Here is a 20,278-nt window from a genome sequence, read left to right on the forward strand (position 1 = left end):
TCGTTAATGACGCCTAAGACAGGAAATCCCTTTCTTGATCTTTATAATCAAATCGGACAGTGAGTCGATGATCTTGAGAAAAAATACCTCTCAGCATCTGCTCAGGACGGTAATCCCCTGCATAGAGAAACATTTCTGCCAAAATTCCCATGGCAACCAGGTGTCCACCGAGTGCATAAAACAAAAAGGCGATCGCTGGCCACACTACTCCCGATCCCTCGGGAAGGAACATCACAAACAAGCCTACGCTACCCAAAAAAATCGCAGGGAGAGCGAGAGCACCAAACCATATTGCTGGTTGTGCTGAAAACCCAGTCACCATTTTCACTAAGAACAGATCCAAAAACACCCGCCAAGCTCTTGAAATCCCATATTTACTTGTTCCAAATCTTCTAGAATGATGAGTCACAACCAATTCAGCAATACGAGCACCTGCCAAGGTTGCCATAGCAGGAATAAACCGATGAAGTTCAGAGTACAAAGCTACGCGTTTAATAATTGGAGCCCGGTAAGCCTTCAAGGAACAACCATTATCGTGGATAGGCACTCCGGTTATTTTCCCAATAAGCCAGTTCGCGATGATGGAAGGTAGCCGACGGGACAAAAACTTATCTTTCCTTTCCTTCCTCCATCCACATACCACTTCATAGCCCTCTCCAATTTTAGTCAAAAGCCTAGGAATATCAGAGGGATCATTCTGCAAATCTCCATCCATGCTGACAATAACCTGTCCCCGAGCGAGACGAAAACCTGCGTTCATGGCCGCCGTTTGTCCATAGTTTTTCCGAAAACGAATGACTTTGACCCGTTGATCGTTTTGGTGCAACGCTGCTAATAACTCAAAGGTTCGGTCCTGGCTTCCATCATCCACAAACACAATTTCATAGGATTGCCCACTCTGATCGCATGCCGTTCGAATAGCATCATAGAGAAGAAGAATGCTTTCCTCCTCATTGTAAATGGGAACAACGATGGAAAGTAGAGGTCGCATATTCAGAGACCTAATTCCAAGTACCGCCCAATAAAAGACCCTGAGGGCAGGTTTTTCACCAAATGACTCTTGACTCTGAGTCGTCTCATTATGTGCTTCTCTGGAATTCCCCACATAAATGAATGCCTTTTTTTTAGTTCTCTAAACAACAACTACCTTCGTAACAGAATCAAGCTGACGATAAAAACATGCGCCCCCTCTACGGTCAAAGGCATTTCCCAAGAACAGGAAATCCTGACCTACACCGGCCAGGATACAAGCAAAACATAAATCATCCATTTGCGTGAGAACCCGAAAAAAGACTGTGCATATAAGTTTCGGATACGGAAAGACTAAACTCAAGGGCGGGCACAATCAGATTGGAGGACGGACTCAGCAAAAACCCGGCAACCTGCCGATTCAGGTGGACACACGACTGGGGAAAAAGTATTCCAGTAAGGAACAAAATTGCTGAGTTTCGCTCGGCAAGCGAATGAACCTATCTCCAGATAAAGCAGGTCATGACGTAAGAAAATTCTTACTATACTCAATCCATAAAATAAGTAAAGATCCCTGCACTAAAGGCGGGGCTATACAAAAAACCTTAAAACACTGACGTTGGTCCCATTCCGAGACAGTTCTTAACTAGAACAGAGGGCGGCTTCGGTCGTTTGATTGAAACTGACGTTGTCTTAGAAACTCATTCGGTGTCAGGTGCCGAGTGCGCTATGTGGGCGACGGTGATTTTTATCCTGCCGCCACGTTTCGAGGATCAGTCGGGCCTCGTTGAGAGACAGGAACTAATTGACGGTCAAGCATTCGTCCCGCAAACGGCCGTTAAAGGATTCAATAAAAACGTTTTCCACAGATTTGCGCGGATGAATGAAGTCGAGCTGCACCCCGCGGTGGTACGCCCAATCTTCCAGTGCCCGTGATTGGAATTCGGTGCCGTGATCGACGGTAATCGACCGTGGGCCGGAGTTCCCTTTCAGGGCACGATCTAAGGCCTGCCCACCAGTTCTCCCGACATTCGAACCCCCGCCTCTAGCACCGGGCTCTGCCGACTCCCGTTATCGACGACGGTGAGAATGCGAAACGGGCGGCCATCCGCCAGGGTATCATGAACAAAATCCATGCTCCAGCGCTCAGCTGGTCCCATGGGAGGGTGAGCGGGCCCCCGATGCAGCGTTATATGCTTTCGCCTTCGGACCCGCATACGGAGTTGGAGCCCTCCCAGGCGATAGAGACGACCCACGCGCTTCCGATTCACGAGCCAGCCTTCGCGACAGAAGAGGATCCAGATCCGTAGAAAACCAAACCGCGGACAAGCCTGCGCCAAATTACGAATCCGGATGGGCAAGGCCGATTGATTCTATGCCCGGGTCCGCCGGCCCACAGATCATGCCATCGCGAAACAGTTCTACCGCAGCATTAAACAGGGGAAGATTTATGCGGTGGGCAATTATCCGGATAAACGCTCAGCTCGCGAGGAGATCGGACTAAATATCAAGGATTACAACCATCGCTGACTGCATCAGAGCTTGAGGAGCTTCACGCCGGGCTATGTGCATCAGATTAATAACCAAACCGCCTTGTGGCAGGAACGGCAAGCCCTCAACCAGGCGGCCCAGAAACGACGGCGGGCCTACTGCCTCCAGACGTCACGGCGCTCCCAGAGAAAGAAACGGAGGGAACGCTCGGTTATGGCCCAAGGCGCGATCGTCAGTTATTGGCCCAATATGGAAGCCGTTTTTGGGGGGCAGGTGACCAATAGGCCCCTTCCCAGCCAGTGGGAGGAGAATCCCCTAAAAACGACTCACGAAATCATCTAGCCTCTCTCATTAAGAAAAACCTAGACATTGAACCTAGCGGGATGGATGAAGAAGCAGAACGACCTTGCCCATCTGGTGCGTAACTGGGTTGGCTATCATGCCATGCGCATAGGACTAATATCCGAGTTGGAGCGCTCATCAAGCAAGTATTTCACCCAGGGTGACGGAAAACGAGCTACGGATTTCATAATTGAAATTACCAAAGTTGCTGGTGGTTTAGGAGCTAAAAATATATTCGTATTCGTACCCGAAAAAATTCAAGTCCCGTCCAGGACCAAAAACCCATTGCGTGCCGCGACTAGTCCAAGAGGCCGCAAGGGTGGCGAAAGTGCCCTCGATTGTTCCGACGCTGAAGTTGATAAAAAACTGAAACGTTAGGTGAGCTCTATTTTGTCCAGGACGCGCACTGGACCCCGAAAGGACATGAGTGGATAGCGCAAACCTTATCGGAGCAAATTGACGTTCTAAATCTGATCCACCTAGAAAAAGAAAAATATGGTTTGCCATGCAGAAATCGGTTGTCTGTTCTTTCGCTCCGCTCCGTGTGCCCGGAAATTGCTGCACAACCTGCTTGCGGATACTCCAGCACGTCGAGTCAATCACAATTATTGATGAACCAGATCGCGACGCTCCAGCGCACCGAGCACGGCGTATGCCGCCATTTGGTATCCTAAATAGCCGCAGTGCGAATCGTTCGGCAGGTAGAAATCAATCACGCCATCCTCGACCGCCGCCTTAAACTCATCTTTTAATTTTGTCATGTGCAATCCAGGTTCATTTTCGAACAAACCAATTACAGACATATTGCGGTACATCGGGTCCTCGATGTAATCGGCGTAGACCGTGGTCTTGTCCGGAAACCCCAGAGTAAGGAATGTCGTCCGGCCGGCCGCCTCGATGCGACTCTGCAGGGCCATCAGGCTGCAATTGGCGGTGGCGATTTGGTGCGGTGTTACCCCGAGATTATTAAAATCACGTGTCAGCACAAGCAGACGATCGCTGACAGCGTTGGAAAACAGGTTGTCCCGCGACAGTTTAAATTCGTGGACTTCGGTCGGATTAAAATCGGGAATGCGCCGATACAGGGCCTTCCGCAAGTAGTTAACGGCGTTGGTAATGCCGATACCTTCTACCGGGACCTGCGGGTAATCATCCATGGTTATCCATTCAATCTCGACAGCCATCGGATTCGCCGGAGGCAGGCGCAGGGGTTCCGGATGACGATGAACCGAATTCCCATCCTGATTGGGACATCGATCATGGTTATCGATAAAGTTGCGTTCCACGGATTCGTAAATGAAAAGTCGCGGAGGGGCGCTCCGATACATCCTACTGGACAGCACACGGTCGATATCGATTTCGTTCATGTTTAAGGTGATGATCGACCAACCAGTCGCGGCGGCAAGGTAGTTCTGCCACCCCTTGGATAAATCATCGGAAAACGAATCTCCGAACACGACAACATCAAACGGACGATCATATTCTTCGATACTTCTGGCCCTGGTGAACAGGGGTTGTGGAAAATGTTCCTGTAAGGTAGTCCAGCCGATTTGGCTCTCCAGATACCCACCCATGCGGGTCAGTTCCCCCACCAATGGCTTCATATGGATAAGCAGACCAAAAATGACGCACAGCAGCAGCAAAAACAGGGAAAAGAAAACGCGATTGTACACTTGGAAAGGATCGGTGGACATCGACATCAAAACTGAAAGTAGAGGAATTCGCTGGTTCGATCCATAGCCTGTATTGACCACCAGAACATCGCAAAGACGACGATTGCCCACAGCGCCCTGGGTTGCCACGCGATCCAACTCGAAGGCTGCGAGCGGATGGTGACATGAGTAATATCCAACGCGGAACTATACCCTCCGAGCAACTGGTAGGTGTTAGGCGCAAACCAAACGATTAATAGCAACAGTGCCAAAAGCAGGTATTGCTCGGGTCCACCGAAATGTGGCACGGCTGGCTCGAATGCCCAGCCTACACCCTGCAAGTAGTCACCCAGCGACGCAACATTGTTGAGGTAGCCGCGATACGAGGTGGGCAAGGCGACTCCGTTGAGGCCGAGCATGCCCTTGAGAATGTTGGTGGCGGCCGAAAAACTTTCCGACCGAAAAAATACCCAGGCGATGACGACGGCGAGAAAGGTCATGATGCGACCCAACCAAAAACTGATCCAGCCGTGGCGGATTTCTTGGCGACCCAGCACTTGGCGTAACCCTCGCCATGCGTAGTTGACGCACAGGTAAACGCCGTGCAGAGCGCCCCAGGCTACGAATGTCCAACCGGCGCCATGCCAGAGCCCACCGAGTAGCATCGTCACCATCAAACTCGTGTAACGGCGCGTCCTTCCGTAGTAGCTGCCACCCAAGGGTATATAGAGGTAATCACGCAGAAAACGCGAAAGCGATATATGCCAGCGTCGCCAAAATTCGATGATGCTGCTGGCCTTATACGGCGAGTAGAAATTCAGCGGAAGGCGAATTCCGAACAGGTAGGCCAGCCCTACGGCCATGTCCGAATAGCCGGAGAAGTCGAAGTAAAGCTGGAAGGTATAGGCAAGCGCCCCCCCCCAGGCCTCAAAGAAGGTAATGGGATGAAAATCCCGGGCAGCATTGAACATGGGAGTAGCATGCAGCGCAATCTCGTCCGCGATTACCACTTTCTTGAACAGGCCGATGATAAAAATTGTGGAGCCAACGGCCAGATGGGCATGATTAAAAACAAAGGTTTGTGCCCTGAAGAACTGCGGCAGCATTTCGCTGTGATGGACGATGGGGCCGGCGATCAATTGCGGGAAAAAGGTCACAAACAGGCAATAAGACAGAAAATCGGGTTCCTGAATCTCCCGGCGGTAGGCATCGACGAGAAATGTAATCTGCTGGAAGGTGAAAAAGGAAATCGCCAGAGGGAGAATGATTGTCTTTAAATGATAGCCGGTTCCAAGCATCCAGTTGATGTTATCCACAAAAAAGTTGGCATATTTGAAATAGGCCAGCGCACCGAGATTGGCACTGATGCCGACTATTAGCACCAGCCTTCGTCTGGATTGATTGTCCATGCCGCTGAGCGTCCGGCCAAGCAGGAAGTTGAAGCCGATTGATATGAGAAGGAGCAGCAGGTAGACCGGATTCCACCAGCCATAGAAGAACAGCGAGGCAAGCACCAACCAACTCAAGGCTGCGCGGTACCAGCCGAAATGGCCGAACAAGTAGTAAAGACCGGCGACGGCCGGGATGAATAGCAGGATAAATTCGTAGGAATTAAAGAGCATTGTGGTGGATTTCAGGTGGTTTTTTATTGGTGTCCTGGTCAGAACCGGCCAAATACAGAACTCCTCTGTTCGCACGATTCCGTAAATCTGTAGCTTTGTATTCTCAGTTACCTACCGCCGTTTTGGAGCCACTTGGATTGTTGGGTTTTCCGAGTGATCATGAAAACCCCATGTTGCCGGGCGGCCGCGTCAATGGGTTGTGCTTCCACGTCACGCAAAATCCGCACAATCTGCTCTTCTGAGTATCGCTTCCTCCTGTCGGTTCTCCTCTGATTGAGGAAAACCTAACATACCGGATGGTCTAATTTTTAGAGAGCACTCCTCAGTCTCAAAAAAGAGTGCGTGTGGCAACACCAATTTGAGGAGTTTGAGGACGCCCGGCGGAGGATCAACCCATGGATGCGTGGGTACAACAAGGACCGGCAGCATCTAGCCCTACAATACAAAAGTCCTCGACAATATCGGAAGGAACAATACTCACAGGTGTGTACCAACGCCTCCGAGAAGCCTTGTATCATCTGGCCGAGTTGGAAGGGGTGGGAAACGCAAAGGGTGGAGCGAGTTGGATGAAGCCTACTTTGGGGGCCGCCGGAAGGGCAAACGGGGGCGAGCCGCTGCGGGCAAAAGCGTCGTGGTCGGACTCCTGGAACGGGAACACTGTGTGCACAACATAAGTTGTGGAGTCGGTCAGTGCCGAGGAACTCATGCGGCATATCCAGGCCAAAACGCGCAAGGGGTCGGGCTATTACACCGATGCCTTTCGGGGATATCAGTCCTTGAAACGGTATGGGAAACATCATACGATCAACCATTCAAAACGCTTTGTGAGCCGGAGCCGAGTGAAAAACCATATCACCGGGATTGAAGGCTTTTGGAGTTATGCCAAACATATTTTGTATCACTATCGGGGTGTCTGGAAGTATCATTTTCCCATGTATCTGAAAGAAATCGAATATCGCTTTAACCACCGAACAGAGAACTGATTCAAGCGGTTCTTGAAGATCTATTTTAGTTACGTTTCGACCTAATTACCTTTAAATAATGGATCTTCGCGTAGTTGTGTGGGTGATTTCGATCATTTTAAAGGATTGGCAACAAGCAAGTCAGGATTTTCAATCGCAGATACTCTTTATCGCGCAGCCCATACGAGCGCCGCTGAATGACGCGTATCTTGTTGTTTAAACCTTCGACGAATCCCAATACGACTTTAATTTCCGGTTTACAATAAGCCGTGATTCTACCCAATGACGATCCATCATCTCGCCGAATTTTTCATACGGCTTCAATCGCTGCCACTTGAGGCTGGCGCGCCAGCTCTCGAAGAAGCGTCGCGCCCATCCCTCACTCTGGTAGCTCCAGAGTTGACCGAAAGACTCCATGAGCAGGTAAGCGGTATTGAGCCATTTGTTCGCCGCCAGCAGGGTCTTCAGTGCTCGCCTGTCATCCATGTTCAGGTTCTCGCGGTGCGACAGCAAGGTGTATTTCTGACCCTTAATGAAACGTCGGTTGTCGCCAGTCAATCGTGCGTACTCGGTGCGACGGACTCCAGTGCATTAGTCAAATGGCGTATGACGTGAAACTTCTCAAACAGGATCGCCGCTTGCGGTGCTTTGTCGGTTGTTGCGTTGCGAAACGGCTTCCACATATCCATCACCGCAAGGCGGATACCCGCACTCTTCTTCGGTCCCAGCCAATCATAAAACTGCGCCATGCTCGCTTCGGATCGATCCTGCCCGCCAAACCAGATCGGGCGACGGCGGATCAAATCGCTCACCACGATGCGGTAGGTATGCCCTTTGCGAATCGAGATTTCGTCGATGCCAATCGCCTTGGAGCCAGGGGTGCCAGCACGCGCCAACTGAGCCGTCATGTACTGCTTGTCCAACACTTTGACCGCGTGCCAGTCCAGGTGCAGCTCCTTGGCCACCTCCTTCACGGTGGCACTGCGACAGCGCCGACCAACGTAAAATGCAAACCGCCTGGTGTACAGCGGGTTGTCGGCAAGGAAGTCGAGGTGTTCCCGCTTCACTTTGCCGCAACTTCGGCAATGCACCCGTCGAATCCCGACCTCCAGATAAACGCGCGTATCCGCGCAGGAGAGGTCGCAAATTCTCCGCGTGCTACGGTCGTACCACACAGAGTGCACCAAGCCGCAGGCACCACAGACAGTTTCTTTGAGCGTCGAAACAAGGCAATGACCCGTGCCTTCGGATCGCCGAACACACCTTGAGCTTTGCTCAACGGTCGAAAACCGAGAAATGCATATGCGTCCAGAAGACGATTGGATTTAGATGAAGTAGCCCTCGCAACATCATGCCAAAATTCCAGCCGTCTTAAAATGCCTATTTGCAAATATGGACAACGGGTTCAGGCGTTCAACGTGCCGTCTTTTACCCACACTATTACGCCATGAGCCTAATTAATAAAGGGAGAATCTTTTCAACCGATTTACCAAAATAAAAAGGTGAATTCAACTTGTAAGTGCAACTCACCAGTTCGGTTTAGGAGGTCAGTTGCGGTAGCATCCTGGCTTCTTTTACCGGCTAGTAAGAAGAGCACTGATGAGACACCACACACAACTGACCCTGGAGCAACGCTATCAGATTCAGGTCTTATTGAACATGGGCCATCCCTATCAGGAGATCGCCACTGTGGTTGGAGTCCACAAATTCACCATTAGCCGTGAAGTGCAACGGAATCAGGGGAGACGGGGATATCGCACACAACAAGCCCATCGTTTCACCCTGACTCGGTGCTGCAGGAAAATCCACAGCCACATTCCAGCCGCCACGTGGCACCGCATCAACCGCCTGTTCAAGGAAGAGTGGAGCCCGGAACAGATCAGCGGATGGTTGCGGACTAGCCATGGGCCCACAGTCAGTCATGAATGGATCCAAAAACATGCCTATCGCGATAAACGCTGCCAGGGAACCCTGTTCAGGCATTTACGGTGTCAGCGGCAGCACCGCAAACGCTATGGTACCTACAGTCGTCGGGGCCCCCTCCCCAACCGCATCTCTATCGAACACCGTCCCGCGATTGTTGAGCGTCGCACGCGGCTGGGGGATTGGGAGTTGATACGCTGGTGGGCAAGGCCATAAACAAGCCTTGGTCTCGTTAACGGAGCGCAAATCACAATTGAGCCTCATCGCCAAAATCACCCGCCGGTGTGCCGACGCGGTCGCCACCTCAGTGATGGCCTTATTGAAACCGCTGACGCTCCCCTTGCACACCCTGACTGCAGATAACGGCAGAGAATTCGCCCATCACACCACGATCACCAATCCCTCAAGGTGCGCTTCTTCTTTGCCCATCCCTACGCGGCTTGGGAACGCGGGCTCAATGAAAACACGAATGGGCTCATTCGCCAATATTTCCTCAAACACCGGCCCTTTGCCACCCTCACTCAGCAAGAGATTCAGCAGGTCATGAATAAACTGAATAATCGCCCGAGGAAAAGCCTTGGGCCTAAAACTCCGAATCAAGTATGTTTTGGCATCAACCCAGTCGTTGCACTAGCGAGTTGAATCCAAGAAATATAAAGACCCAAGGCGAGTGAAGATAAAGAGTTTAAGGAAGAATTATTCTTTTTTTTGATAGACGGGAATAATCAACAGAAGCATTGGTCAGCCTTCAAAGCCATACGCGGCGAACGCAGATACGACCTGTAAATGCTACCTAAACTAGAAAATGAGATTTAAGAAAAGAAATGGCGTCCCGGGATAAAATATTTTTAACTAGACATCCACCTTCAACCCGAACGCAGAGACGCGGCTAAGATTGAGGGAAATATCCCCTGAAAAAAGTGATCGAGGGAATCAATTTCCTGATGGCATCAAAAAAACTCACCCGAAATCCTGGTCACTAATGATCATCAATGCAGACATCAGGTTTCAAAATTGCTCATAGATTTTATGGAGACACCGTGGCACATCATCTCATTGCTCAGTTGCTTTCAAATTCTGTGGAGGATTCGGAGGTACAGTATCCACATTATTGATGAGCGGATGTGTGCGAAGTTTGATAACATTGATATTCCAGCTTGGGTCATCGCTGTAATACCATTTCCACTCGTTGCCATCTCGAAATATTTTATTTTGTAGTTCCCCCGATGTAGTGATGACCCGCTCATTTTGAATATTCTTCATGTCGTTCAGAGAGGTGGTAGCAAAATAAAGATTGTCATTGTTGACGCCAGGATGATTACCACCATAAGGATTGTATATTAATGTGACGGTGTTGTTATCGTCGTGCAAATAGGCGTCGAGTCCGGACCAGCCCCAGGCAAGTGCACTAACCCCCCCTAATTCACTGAGGCTCAATGGGTTGGATCCTCTAGATGCAAATTTTCCCATTGCGCCCTCAGCAACAGTGACGTACAGACCGAACTGGCTGCCATTGTATACCCAGTCTGCAGCATAAACTTCGTGCGTATTTGTGGCGTACGTACCCCCTACCGCACCCTCCACCGTCCAGTTTTTTCCATCAACCGATGTACCTAAAAACACTTGCGCATCAACGCCTGTATCACACCCACAGGAATATGAAGGTCCATTCGCACCAAAGTCACATGTCTGAGAACCCCCCGGAGACTCAACTCCAAAGTATCCGTAAAACTTCCCCTTAGAGGGAAGATACTTAATATACGCCGTTCGAATACCTTCTTCATGTGCGTGTACGGGTACAAAGTTATGAGGTTTCAAAACGGGATTGCCTGAGAATTTCGTAAAGTTAACTCCATCCGTGCTGGTGGCGAGGCCGAGAGCTTGATGGTTGACGTCACCATCATTATTCCAACACCCGTCAAACCCAGCAAGATAATGCAAATAATAGATCCCGCCGACTTTTGCTATACCACTGACAGCGATACCCGGCTTATTCTCCCAAGCAATGTTGCTACTATTCTGAAGAACAATACCTTTTTCGGTCCATCCAGAAAGTTTTTCTGGAATCGTATCCACAGCAAAAGCCTGCCCTGTTATTGACAAAATTATAATTCCAACGAGTAAAAACCGAATTGCCAACATATTGGTGTCCCCTCCTATAAATTCTTGAATCGAATCTATGCCGAATCTACTGCTATTCTACTCTCCTACTCTTTATTTCCATTGGCTTTCCATTTATTTTATGAAACTGGTGTTTAGACTTTTTGGCTCTTTGCGTTTTTTTATAAAGTTTCACACCCATAGAGCGGGGCTTCTTAAAAACCTAAACAGCCTATTGCCTCCCCTTCGCTCCAAGCTTCCATTCATACCCATGCAAAGCAAGGGACTTTCTAGCAAGTTTAGTAATATCTTTGTGGATGAGAGCAAAATCTAAGCCATTAATCTAGCCCAGCTAAGGTTCAAGGGTATTTCCTACGCCCATATTTCCTTTTCACCTTAAATTCGGGGGAAAAAATAAAATCTTAAGCTCAAAATCATACCGTCCATGGGTTAATTTATAATCATTAATAATAATATAGCGTCATGAAATCTAAAACCAAACAAGACTTGCGTATCCTAAAACAATTTCAAAGCGCATGGCGTAGCATTCAGCAATATTACGTAATTGCAGAAAAAGTTTCTGGCAAGAAACAGGACAATGTTCGCATGAGATCAAAATGAATCTGGTGTTTATGCGCCCAGTGCCCCATGGCTCGGCCCATCAATTCGCTCTCATTGTCCACGGCAATCGATTAAGGTGCCGAATATTCCTGAAGGACCCTTTCCCAACCCCTTGGCGACTTTCTCTCCCGCAACAGACTGATCCACTAATAACAAGAAAAACTCGGGCGTGTATTGCTCGATGAAATTCAGGACTGGGAACCACCGGCCATTGATCAAACGATCACTGACAATATCCATTCTTAACCGCTCGTTCGAGGCTTTGGCGTGATCCATTGGAGTGCGGGCGCGCATGGCCGGCAGCTCTCGGAGATGCATTCCTAAACCCTCACTACCGCAACTCTCGAATTACGCTTAACCCGAGATCCGCATACCTACGCTTCCAGGTGTCATAGGTTTATTCAATGATGCCGAGTTTGTCAGATATCACGCCGACTTTTTCCCCACCCCCTGCTTGTGTAAAGCCCTAACAAATTACTGATCCATGAAGCGTTTCTTACCTATGTTCGTGTCCTCCTTGCGTGCCTAGAAAAACCAGGCTGCGGGGCCGATTCTCAACTTGCCATTGGCCGCCTTTTCGGATTTTGGGTCACTGAGCCCTCCAGGCCCCTCAAAGGCAAAGTGTCATCTGCTACCTCCTGAAGTTAAGTGGGTATTCACGGCAGAGATTACGTGATTGATTCACCCATATCACTGAACGACCGGGGGGGCCGCACTAGCGCAAAATGCAGCCCTGCCTGAATAAACGGATGTTAGTTGCCAATCCAAAAGGAGAGGCGGAACTTTGAGTCAATTCATTCCCATGGGGATCGTGATTTAAGGCCGCACGGAAGGGAAACAGTTCCAAACTTCCCGCTGCATCGGCCAGGGTGCCTTTGCCCCCGTTTCGCAGTGCATGTCCGCTTTGGCCTTGAGACGATCACTTAGCTGGTAGAGGAGGAACAACAATATGCTAAAGTGGATACCTGAACAGCTTACCATCAGCCGCAGGGGCGGCGGGGATGAAGTCTTACTGGCCCATAAATAACGGCTGTGCAAAAGCCCAAGGGCGAGATGGATTTTCTTTTCCTTATGGGCAGCTCTATAAAGGGAATCCAAAATGGAGAAAGATGGCACGACACCGGTTGTCCAAATAGACTGTGGAGCTCTGGAAAATTTCAACCTACTTTGGACTTGACTCGGGATAAGCACTATAGAAAAAAAGAATTTCCATGAAAGTTCATTTCAATTCGAGATATTCTAAAAGCAAATTCTTGAATCGTTCAACTCAGGTATTGGCCCTTTCTGGCCGAAGTAAAAAGACATAAGCAAGCTTATTCCCTGGCCTAAAGCCCAATACTTCAGACCTCCACAGCTCAAATTTTATTCTAACCAAACTTGAGCTGGCTAATTGGCCTCCCCACCACTGATAGTGTCGGGGATTCGGTTGAGCATTCTTCCCCAGGCTTAAACGCCTGTGGTTGCCTGTTTGGTTTTATAAAATAGTGAAACAATCGTATAAGCAATTTTGCCCCTATTTAAGATATGTTTAAAAACTTTAGTTTTCTAACCTTTGGCCGGGCTTCTGGAGATTTTTTCAATTTTCTTCTTTTTGTTCTCATTGCTAGGACCTTTGGACAGGAAAGTATTGGGCATTATTCCTTTGCAATGGCTCTGGGCGGATTTTGCATTGCATTTGCCGACTTTGGTCTTTATTACCTCACCATAAAAGAATTAAGCCATAAGGTCTTACCTTTTGGACAATCCTTTGCTTCCATATGGTCTCTGAGGATAATATTGGCTGTGAGTGTGACGGTAGCTTTGATTTTTCTCACCCCTTTCATGCCGGTTTCTGAACACGCCCAATCCCTGATCTTAATCATTGGCATTTCGTTTATATTCGGCACGCTAGTGGATGGGTTTTCTGCCGTGTTTATTGCTCATGAGAATATGCAGCTAGCGGGCTTACTTGACTTTTCCCATCGTGTGACTGGCGCTTTGACCGCCATAGTGGTTTTGCTTTTGGGAGGCAATCTTTTTTTAGCGGTAGGCATGCTCCCGATTATGGCCGTCGTACATAGTTGGGGTGGATATTATCTTGCGAAGAAAAGATATGGCCGCCTTAAGCTGGCCACGTCCTGGTCATCCGTATCCAAGAGATTTCGTTCGACCATTCCGTATGGTCTCTCAGAATTACTCGGCCAAATGGCCATGCGAACTAACATAGTGTTGTTGGGATTTCTGCTTGGGACAACAGCCGCAGGGACCTATAATGTTGCCTACCGAATAGTTTTTAGTCTTATTTTCTTCTCGATTTTTGTACGCATCATCCTTCTTCCCATGGCCTCAAGTTTACATACCCAGGATAAAGACCAACTCGTTGCGTTGTATCGCAACTCGCTTAGCCTCATGGTGTTTTTTGGACTGCCAACCTCATGCGGGATTTGGTTGATCGCTCCAGACCTTATTGATTTGCTCTATGGAAAAATTTATTCTGAATCGATTCCTGTGTTGCGTATCTTATCTGCGTTAATTTTCCTATTCAGCGTGAGGAACATTTTAGGAACATTCCTGACTGCGGTAAACTTGCAATCTGAAAAAACAAAAAGAGAGGCTTACGGAGCACTTTCGATTATCACAGGCAACCTCCTTTTAATTCCAATTTGGGGAGTGCTGGGATCCGCTTTCGCAACCATAGGATCTGAAATCCTCCTATTAGTCCTGTTCATAATGCCTTTGAGTTCAATCCTGGGTTGGCCAGGAATCGGACGAACAATTGTGAGAAGTGGCATTGCCTGTTTTTCATTTATCGTTCCTTTTTTATTTTTTTCCACTGCGCCGTTGTTTGCAAAAGTTCTGGTGTCCATTTTTCTTTACTTTGCGACACTGTTTTTATTCACGGAAGTAAGACAAAACGAACTCCCCAAGTTCTGGAAATTATTTCGGAACAGCCCACGAAGGACCATTCCAGCCACGGAAGGGAATTGTCAGCCATAGTGGGGAGGTGAGTCAGGGCATGGAAGGAATAAAAGTGTATTTTCCCTCAGACCTAAAACAACAATTTAACCAGGGGCAAAAATCAATTTTTAGCTTCCTTGAATCTTTGGACGGCTTTCCTTTGACTCGCCAATTCTGTGATTCAGATACGAACCTTACATGACTTTGAGTAATTTGGAGGAGAATTGAAAAAAACTTGAGAAAGTTGAGGGAGAAGCCTCAATTTCCCCATCTTAGCTATGTAATCGAACTTAGTGTGAATATGTTTTGGCCAATCAAAACTAAGCGTCCTTAAAATGTCCGAGTGATTGAAGTGGTCTTCCCTCGTTTTCACGGACAGGTTAAAGAAGACTCCTGATGATACCGTTCGCAAAAAATCCTGGGTGCCACTCCCTGGGTAAAGGAGTGCGCCCGCTGTCGGATATAAAATCCCTCGATGTAGTCAAAGACATCGGTGCGGGCCTCTGCTCGGGTGCGATACTGACGCCGATGGACCCGTTCCCGCTTGAGTAACCCAAAGAAACTTTCTGCGACCGTATTGTCATAGCAGTTCCCTACCCCACTCATACTACTGACAATTCCATGCGCCTGGAGGAATGCTTGAAAATCCTGTGACGTATACTGGGTCCCCCGGTCTGAATGCAGGATGACCGCATTCGGAACCCGTCGCTGCCATACCGCCATTAGGACGGCTTGGATCACCAACTCGCGCCACAATTGCGATTGCATGGACTAGCCAATGACTTGGCGTGAAACAAATCCAGGACCACCGCCAGGTAGAGCCAGCCTTCGCTCGTGGGAAGTAGAGTAAGAAACAGGGCGTAGAAATATACTATTTCCCTGCTTCTCCTCCCCGAACCGTACGTGCACCTTTCAGCGCATACGGCTCTCCACCTAGTCGTGGCTCATGACCATAAATTTGCGTTGCATTTCACTGATGCTCAAAGGTCTTCACCTCACTAAAGTCAGATAGTCTGCTTCACAATTCGACTAAGCTGCTCCCCTTCGCCCTGTAACAGGCTTTCCCTGTCTCCGACTACTACGGAAGCTCCGCCAGCAATAAGGGCATCAGATTCGCACGCCCTTGGCATCCCTCCATCGCCTTCCAGAGTTCCCATGTTGGACTCAAGCATGCGGAGGAGGTGGCCGGTCGCAATCTTTCTCCTTGCTTGCCGCAAGTCGTCACGGACGCCGCGTACTAGCTACGCACTCCACGCCGCTGGATGGCCACCCGGCTACATCTCGCACCGCCCCCCCCAATTGTTATACTTTCATACATAACAGACACGACAACTATCCTGACACAGATGGGGGTGTCCCTGTCCCAGGAAAAGCTTTCGGCCCTCGTAGTCCGGCTTCCCGACACCACCGCCCCAACATGGCGGCATTGATCCCTAAATCCCGTGCCACCTGCGTAATGGCCCCACCAGCTTGCTTGGCCACCTGAACAGCCTCTGTTTAAACTCCTGACTGTACGTTCTCCGTTGCTCCATGACACACCTCCTTGCCAAGTATGGCGCGTTTCTGATGTGTCCGTAAAATCAGGGGAGGACCATATGTCGACCAATCCGATCGAGAGCATGTCCTCACTCGTCCGGCACAGCGAGCGAAAGATCAAACGCACCCGAGGCAGCGCGATGCTCCAGCGTTAACTGGGGACGGTGTTGCTCTACTGCAAGAAACAGTTTAAGCGCGTGAAAGGCTTTGCAGGATTTGCTTAGGTCATGGCGACCATCAGGGCTGAACAAGCGGACCAGCAGATCCCTTCGACGACGAAGGCAGCGTAAAATAACCATGGGGGTTGCACAGGCAATTTCAACAAACTTATTGACAACCTTAAAAATGATCTCACTCTAAATCTAATACAGTCTTGAAGTTAGAGTTGCTGCATATTATTCTGCGTGAATTTTCTTCATCGCCGGTATGGTTAGGGTTGAGCCGTGCCAGCGCAGAGAGTTAGGGATGGTCGCTAGGATTGAATTGAATTCGAGTTAACAAACGCATAAATTATCCATTTTCTAATATGCGATTAGCCGACAAGCTTTATAATAGCGCACTCTCCTTGTGAGAATGGTATATCGCTTGTTTCTCTCTTCTGAATTAGCCAATGCGGATCGTTTTCGAATAAATCCAAATGCTGACAATTATAATAGACTAAAAGAACTTCCTTCTTAATTCTAAACGTTTCAGACATGCGATCTTTGAATTCTTTCATAACGTCGCGATGGAATGGATTGTAAAGATAGAAAATGGTCCCATTCACAGGGATAACATCAAGGATATTTCCATGTATGATAGTTACGTTCTTGTATTTATTTAACTGTTTTTTAGCGTAGGTTGCCACTTCCTCGTCGAGTTCGACTCCGATAATCTGATTCGAATATCCTTCACTTATCCACCAACGGATTACTCTTCCTCGCCCGCAACCAACATCGACAAGGACGTCGGTTGGTTTGATAAGTTTTTCGAAAATATTGGGCAACACGTCGTATTCTGTGCTAGCGGTATCTATAGCGCCAATATTTGCGTACCGAGTTTTGATGGTTCTCCCAAATAAACCGCCAAATCTTAAGTCTCTAATTATATTACGGATTATTTTCAGTGCTCGACTCGGACTTTTTAAAAAAATAGCCATTTAAGTGCCTCTTCTTTGGTTTTTGACAGGTATGACTTGGCAGATTCTCCCGCGCCAGGACGCAAAGCAGACCTGACAAACTACAAGGTCTGCACCATGCGCTTATAGAGTTGGATCTTCTCGGGGTAGAAGCCTGCACTGAGTGCCTTGCGGCCCTTGGGTGTCTTGAGTTCGCCCCGAAGTCCCTCGAACACTTTGTCCCATTCGACGGTTTGTTTGACGAGCTTGTTGAAAATCCCGATCTCCGGCCAAAACATCGACGGTACCTGTGTGGTCGACAGAAGTCCGTTGGGGCCCTTGTAGACAAACTTGATGGCAAGACAGTGCTTGGCTTCCGAGGTATTCGTTCTATGAAAGCGCCGCGGGTTGATGACGAGAATGTCGCCGACGTCAATCGTTGGGGTATGAAGCCTCGCCTGTTCGATGGCAGCCAAGGAACGTGTGGTTTTGTTCTTTTTGCTGAAATTGGTGAACGTGCAGTCATCACCATCGACCTTCAGACTATGATAGTAGCGGTCAGGCGTATCATTGAGTTGGTCGATGAAACACAAGGGGTCGGTTACGTGATCCGACGACAAGAGGATCCAAGCGTTGAGGGCGTGTTCGAATGTAAACAACTCGGTGTCCATATGCCAGCCCGTGGCAAACGTGTCGTCGGTGTAAATGTAGAAATCATTCAGGTAGTACAACGTTTCTCCGGTTTGTTCTTCGATCGTGCGTTTGATCTTTGTAAAGGCGGGAATATCGAGAGAATCGATCAGTGTGTAGCTCGGTATGGCCCCTTTCCTGGGATAGGTGTCTCTTGCAAGCCTGCTTGAGGGACGAGATGTCGTCCTCGGTCAAAACACTCTGAACGTGCTAGAAGTCCGTTGCTAGCTCACCCATATCAAACCCACTCTGCTAAATCCCACCTAAATTATAAAATATCTCGAATGCACTTTCGGACGTTTGCGAGGGGATCTTTAACCGCCAAAACCTGGAGACACCATTGATAGGAGTTTCCAGCTAGGCACGAAGGACAGAGTGAGACTATCTGAGGAGACCGTACATATCTACAAGTCGGATATCGTGTAAGTCTAGTCGATCTCTCTGGCTGTTTGAATTCTCGCCAGCGTCGCAAAGCCTTCTCCGCACCTGCCCCAACTTGAACATCCTGTGGAGCATATCGTCACGGGTCAGACAGCCCTTGGTCTGTGCGCTCCAAAGGCAAATCATCCCAAACGTGGATTCAATCGGAATGGTAGTGCGTAGACTCTGCAATGGGCTTACGGAAACGCGTAGAACGTGAGTAGCCCCTCGCGATCTGTACGCAAACAAGCCGTTACCTGAAGTCGTCTAGTTGAAATGGACACCTCGAAAAGAGCGATAATCGCCAATGGAGGTGTGCCATGGGAAGCCAGGGAAGAAAACAGTATGCGGCCGACTTTAAACGGGACGCCGTCGCCCTCGTCATCCAACAGGGATATTCTGTGGTCGAGGCGACCAAGAATCTCGGGGTGAACGCGGGCTTGCTCCGTCGCTGGAAAACAGAGATGGAGGGGACGGGGACGGGTGCCTTTCCTGGGAAAGGCCATCAAACGCCGGATCAGGCTGAACTGTATCGTCTGCGGGAGGAGAACCGGCGGCTCCGGATGGAACGGGATATTTAAAAAAAAGCCACGGCCCTCTTCGCGAGCGAACCGCGATGAGGTTCGCGTTTATTCACCGGGAAAGGCTGAGGTATCCGTTGACCGTGCTCTGCCAGGTGTTGCAGGTCAGTCGCATTTGGTATTATGCCTTTCTGAAAGGGCGCCCGCCCGCCCCAGATCACGCGATGTGTGCCCAGGTGCGCCGTCTACATTACGCGTCTCGTCGCACCTACGGGCAACGACCCTTGTGTCAGGCGTTGCGAGCTGAAGGGGTGCTGGTGGGTCGGTGGCGCACCCGAACCCTCATGCGGCACGCAGGGGTAAACGTGAAGCCGAAGCGGCCCTGGGTCCCACGCACCACAGACAGCCGCCATGGGGAGCCGGTGGCACCCAATCGCTTAGAGCGGCAGTTTACGATTGAGACACCGAACCAGATGTGGGGCAGTGACATCACGGATCTGCCTACACAAGAAGGGTGGCTCTATCTGGCGGGGGGGTGGATCTCTTTTCCCGAAAGATTGTGGGCTGGTCCATGGCATCTACCATGGAGACCTCGCTAGTGGCGACCGCCTTGACCATGGCTATTGGCCGGCGGCACCCCCCGCCTGGACTCCTGCATCACTCGGATCGCGCGAGTCAGTATGCGAGTCAGACCTATCTAGCACTGCTCCAGCGGCATCAGATCATCGGCAGCATGAGTCGGCGGGGCAATTGTTGGGATAATGCGGTCGTGGAGCGTGTTCCGCAGTGTGAAACACGAAGGGCTCGACGACACTGCCTCGAAGCAGTCCCCTGCAACCGGCCAACCCATCGTCATCGACTATATGGAAATGTTTTATAATAGTCACCGGTTACACTCGTCGTTGGGCTACCTGTGCCCGAATGATTTTGAAACGCAGGCCCAGGGTTTGACACCGCAGCCGGATGGGACACAAGGGGGGATCTGAGGTATGGCCGATGAGGAGATCGTTTAATAGAGGGCCATTATGGAAGCCAGTATTCAGAAGGATTCAGGGAAAACTCTGAGGCCGAGAAATTATTCACGCTCTTTTCGAAGTGTCCATTGTTACTGAACCACTTCAACCTTCTGATATTTCGGCTCATAAGTTTTCAGAAACAGGTCGAACGTTCGCTATGCAGTGGCCTTGGTCTCGGGCTGCCAAATGTCCTGTAAGGCCTGCTTGGCTTTTGGTTGTATACTGGTCGGGAACGCGTTCAAGACATCGCCCGTCTTTTGACATCAGCTCCGTTGCTGTCGAGTCTGTAGGAAAATTTCTTACGAGGCCCCCCAGAAGCCAATGGCACCATGCTCAACGGCCAACACCGGAGTATGGAGTCCGGCGCTTTCAGATGTAAG

18 protein-coding genes and 5 pseudogenes are annotated in these 20,278 nt (G+C 49.5%); 9 read left to right on the forward strand and 14 right to left on the reverse strand.

The genetic code is table 11. The annotated features are described in order from the left end of the window. Window positions 1–13: 13 nt before the first annotated feature. The 3 genes and pseudogenes from PQG83_RS09580 to PQG83_RS09585 form a co-directional block, all read right to left on the reverse strand. Complete coding sequence (locus PQG83_RS09580; protein ID WP_312748837.1) at window positions 14–991, reverse strand: glycosyltransferase family 2 protein; 978 nt, start codon at window positions 989–991, stop codon at window positions 14–16. A gap of 698 nt (window positions 992–1,689) precedes the next feature. Continuing rightward, window positions 1,690–1,944 (reverse strand): annotated as a pseudogene (locus PQG83_RS20935) (integrase core domain-containing protein); the annotation flags it as partial. A gap of 26 nt (window positions 1,945–1,970) precedes the next feature. Then, window positions 1,971–2,330, reverse strand: a complete 360-nt coding sequence (locus PQG83_RS09585; RefSeq protein ID WP_312748839.1) for an IS3 family transposase — start codon at window positions 2,328–2,330, stop codon at window positions 1,971–1,973. A gap of 181 nt (window positions 2,331–2,511) precedes the next feature. On the opposite strand from PQG83_RS09585, the gene PQG83_RS09590 reads away from it, so the two are divergent. After that, the gene (locus PQG83_RS09590; RefSeq protein WP_312748841.1) at window positions 2,512–2,802 is read left to right on the forward strand and encodes a hypothetical protein; all 291 of its coding nucleotides are present in this window, start codon (window positions 2,512–2,514) and stop codon (window positions 2,800–2,802) included. A 45-nt stretch (window positions 2,803–2,847) separates the two neighbouring features. Further along, entirely contained in the window at window positions 2,848–3,180 is a 333-nt protein-coding gene (locus PQG83_RS09595) for a hypothetical protein (RefSeq protein ID WP_312748843.1), read from the forward strand. A 227-nt stretch (window positions 3,181–3,407) separates the two neighbouring features. On the opposite strand, the gene PQG83_RS09600 is transcribed toward PQG83_RS09595, so the two are convergent. Both PQG83_RS09600 and PQG83_RS09605 read right to left on the reverse strand, forming a co-directional pair. Beyond that, window positions 3,408–4,586: an alginate O-acetyltransferase AlgX-related protein gene (locus PQG83_RS09600; protein WP_312749169.1), complete on the reverse strand. Its 1,179-nt coding sequence runs from the start codon at window positions 4,584–4,586 to the stop codon at window positions 3,408–3,410. After that, window positions 4,502–6,151: an MBOAT family O-acyltransferase gene (locus tag PQG83_RS09605; protein WP_312748844.1), complete on the reverse strand. Its 1,650-nt coding sequence runs from the start codon at window positions 6,149–6,151 to the stop codon at window positions 4,502–4,504. The genes PQG83_RS09600 and PQG83_RS09605 overlap by 85 nt, the downstream gene beginning before the upstream one ends. A 267-nt stretch (window positions 6,152–6,418) precedes the next feature. Here PQG83_RS09605 and PQG83_RS20940 point away from each other — a divergent pair, with 267 nt between their 5' ends. Both PQG83_RS20940 and PQG83_RS09615 read left to right on the forward strand, forming a co-directional pair. Beyond that, window positions 6,419–6,646 carry an integrase core domain-containing protein gene (locus tag PQG83_RS20940; RefSeq protein ID WP_376753560.1) on the forward strand — a complete coding sequence of 76 codons (228 nt, stop codon included), beginning with the start codon at window positions 6,419–6,421 and terminating at the stop codon, window positions 6,644–6,646. A 107-nt stretch (window positions 6,647–6,753) separates the two neighbouring features. Continuing rightward, window positions 6,754–7,059 carry a transposase gene (locus tag PQG83_RS09615; protein ID WP_312748848.1) on the forward strand — a complete coding sequence of 102 codons (306 nt, stop codon included), beginning with the start codon at window positions 6,754–6,756 and terminating at the stop codon, window positions 7,057–7,059. A gap of 97 nt (window positions 7,060–7,156) precedes the next feature. Here PQG83_RS09615 and PQG83_RS20945 read toward each other — a convergent pair. Beyond that, window positions 7,157–8,222, reverse strand: a pseudogene (locus PQG83_RS20945) (ISL3 family transposase). A 415-nt stretch (window positions 8,223–8,637) separates the two neighbouring features. Here PQG83_RS20945 and PQG83_RS21140 point away from each other — a divergent pair. Then, a pseudogene (locus tag PQG83_RS21140) lies at window positions 8,638–9,603 on the forward strand (IS30 family transposase). 411 nt (window positions 9,604–10,014) lie between these two features. On the opposite strand, the gene PQG83_RS09640 reads toward PQG83_RS21140, so the two are convergent. Together PQG83_RS09640 and PQG83_RS09645 are read right to left on the reverse strand one after the other, a co-directional pair. Beyond that, window positions 10,015–11,103 (reverse strand): glycoside hydrolase family protein, encoded by a 1,089-nt coding sequence (locus PQG83_RS09640; RefSeq protein ID WP_312748858.1) that lies wholly within the window; start codon window positions 11,101–11,103, stop codon window positions 10,015–10,017. A gap of 630 nt (window positions 11,104–11,733) precedes the next feature. Then, on the reverse strand, window positions 11,734–12,000 hold the full coding sequence (locus tag PQG83_RS09645; protein WP_312748860.1) for a hypothetical protein: 267 nt from the start codon (window positions 11,998–12,000) through the stop codon (window positions 11,734–11,736). Between the two features lie 1,206 nt (window positions 12,001–13,206). Here PQG83_RS09645 and PQG83_RS09650 point away from each other — a divergent pair. Then, entirely contained in the window at window positions 13,207–14,658 is a 1,452-nt protein-coding gene (locus PQG83_RS09650) for a flippase (protein ID WP_312748862.1), read from the forward strand. 423 nt (window positions 14,659–15,081) lie between these two features. Here the strand turns inward: PQG83_RS09650 and PQG83_RS09655 are convergent. From PQG83_RS09655 to PQG83_RS09680, 6 genes and pseudogenes are all read right to left on the reverse strand, one after another. Continuing rightward, window positions 15,082–15,470 (reverse strand): annotated as a pseudogene (locus tag PQG83_RS09655) (DDE-type integrase/transposase/recombinase); the annotation flags it as partial. Window positions 15,471–15,623: 153 nt separating this feature from the next. Continuing rightward, entirely contained in the window at window positions 15,624–15,776 is a 153-nt protein-coding gene (locus PQG83_RS09660; RefSeq protein ID WP_312748864.1) for a hypothetical protein, read from the reverse strand. 175 nt (window positions 15,777–15,951) lie between these two features. Then, the gene (locus tag PQG83_RS09665; RefSeq protein ID WP_312748866.1) at window positions 15,952–16,101 is read right to left on the reverse strand and encodes a hypothetical protein; all 150 of its coding nucleotides are present in this window, start codon (window positions 16,099–16,101) and stop codon (window positions 15,952–15,954) included. Window positions 16,102–16,244: 143 nt separating this feature from the next. Next, on the reverse strand, window positions 16,245–16,454 hold the full coding sequence (locus PQG83_RS09670) for a hypothetical protein (RefSeq protein ID WP_312748868.1): 210 nt from the start codon (window positions 16,452–16,454) through the stop codon (window positions 16,245–16,247). A 233-nt stretch (window positions 16,455–16,687) separates the two neighbouring features. Next, entirely contained in the window at window positions 16,688–17,293 is a 606-nt protein-coding gene (locus PQG83_RS09675) for a class I SAM-dependent methyltransferase (protein WP_312748870.1), read from the reverse strand. Window positions 17,294–17,373: 80 nt separating this feature from the next. Further along, window positions 17,374–17,982 carry a 2OG-Fe(II) oxygenase family protein gene (locus PQG83_RS09680; protein ID WP_312748872.1) on the reverse strand — a complete coding sequence of 203 codons (609 nt, stop codon included), beginning with the start codon at window positions 17,980–17,982 and terminating at the stop codon, window positions 17,374–17,376. A 699-nt stretch (window positions 17,983–18,681) separates the two neighbouring features. Between PQG83_RS09680 and PQG83_RS09685 the strand changes: the two genes are divergently transcribed. From PQG83_RS09685 to PQG83_RS09695, 3 genes and pseudogenes are all read left to right on the forward strand, one after another. Next, entirely contained in the window at window positions 18,682–18,942 is a 261-nt protein-coding gene (locus PQG83_RS09685; RefSeq protein WP_312748874.1) for a transposase, read from the forward strand. A gap of 35 nt (window positions 18,943–18,977) precedes the next feature. Next, a complete protein-coding gene (locus tag PQG83_RS09690; RefSeq protein ID WP_312748876.1) occupies window positions 18,978–19,481 on the forward strand; it encodes an IS3 family transposase in 504 nt (167 codons plus the stop codon). Beyond that, window positions 19,442–19,677: pseudogene (locus PQG83_RS09695) on the forward strand (DDE-type integrase/transposase/recombinase); the annotation flags it as partial. The gene PQG83_RS09690 and the pseudogene PQG83_RS09695, both read left to right, overlap by 40 nt. Window positions 19,678–20,278 lie beyond the last annotated feature (601 nt).

The sequence above is a fragment of the Candidatus Nitrospira neomarina genome (assembly GCF_032051675.1).
In the GTDB taxonomy this organism is placed as follows: domain Bacteria; phylum Nitrospirota; class Nitrospiria; order Nitrospirales; family UBA8639; genus Nitrospira_E; species Nitrospira_E neomarina.

Bases quoted from the DNA above. Each gene is read 5' to 3' on its own strand.
- PQG83_RS09645 (WP_312748860.1), bottom strand. From the start codon at position 12,000: ATGCATCTCCGAGAGCTGCCGGCCATGCGCGCCCGCACTCCAATGGAT.
- PQG83_RS09685 (WP_312748874.1), top strand. From the start codon at position 18,682: ATGGGAAGCCAGGGAAGAAAACAGTATGCGGCCGACTTTAAACGGGAC.
- PQG83_RS09650 (WP_312748862.1), top strand. From the start codon at position 13,207: ATGTTTAAAAACTTTAGTTTTCTAACCTTTGGCCGGGCTTCTGGAGAT.
- PQG83_RS09595 (WP_312748843.1), top strand. From the start codon at position 2,848: ATGAAGAAGCAGAACGACCTTGCCCATCTGGTGCGTAACTGGGTTGGC.
- PQG83_RS09580 (WP_312748837.1), bottom strand. From the start codon at position 991: ATGCGACCTCTACTTTCCATCGTTGTTCCCATTTACAATGAGGAGGAA.
- PQG83_RS09640 (WP_312748858.1), bottom strand. From the start codon at position 11,103: ATGTTGGCAATTCGGTTTTTACTCGTTGGAATTATAATTTTGTCAATA.
- PQG83_RS09675 (WP_312748870.1), bottom strand. From the start codon at position 17,293: ATGGCTATTTTTTTAAAAAGTCCGAGTCGAGCACTGAAAATAATCCGT.
- PQG83_RS09690 (WP_312748876.1), top strand. From the start codon at position 18,978: ATGAGGTTCGCGTTTATTCACCGGGAAAGGCTGAGGTATCCGTTGACC.
- PQG83_RS09660 (WP_312748864.1), bottom strand. From the start codon at position 15,776: ATGGGAACTCTGGAAGGCGATGGAGGGATGCCAAGGGCGTGCGAATCT.
- PQG83_RS09670 (WP_312748868.1), bottom strand. From the start codon at position 16,454: ATGGTTATTTTACGCTGCCTTCGTCGTCGAAGGGATCTGCTGGTCCGC.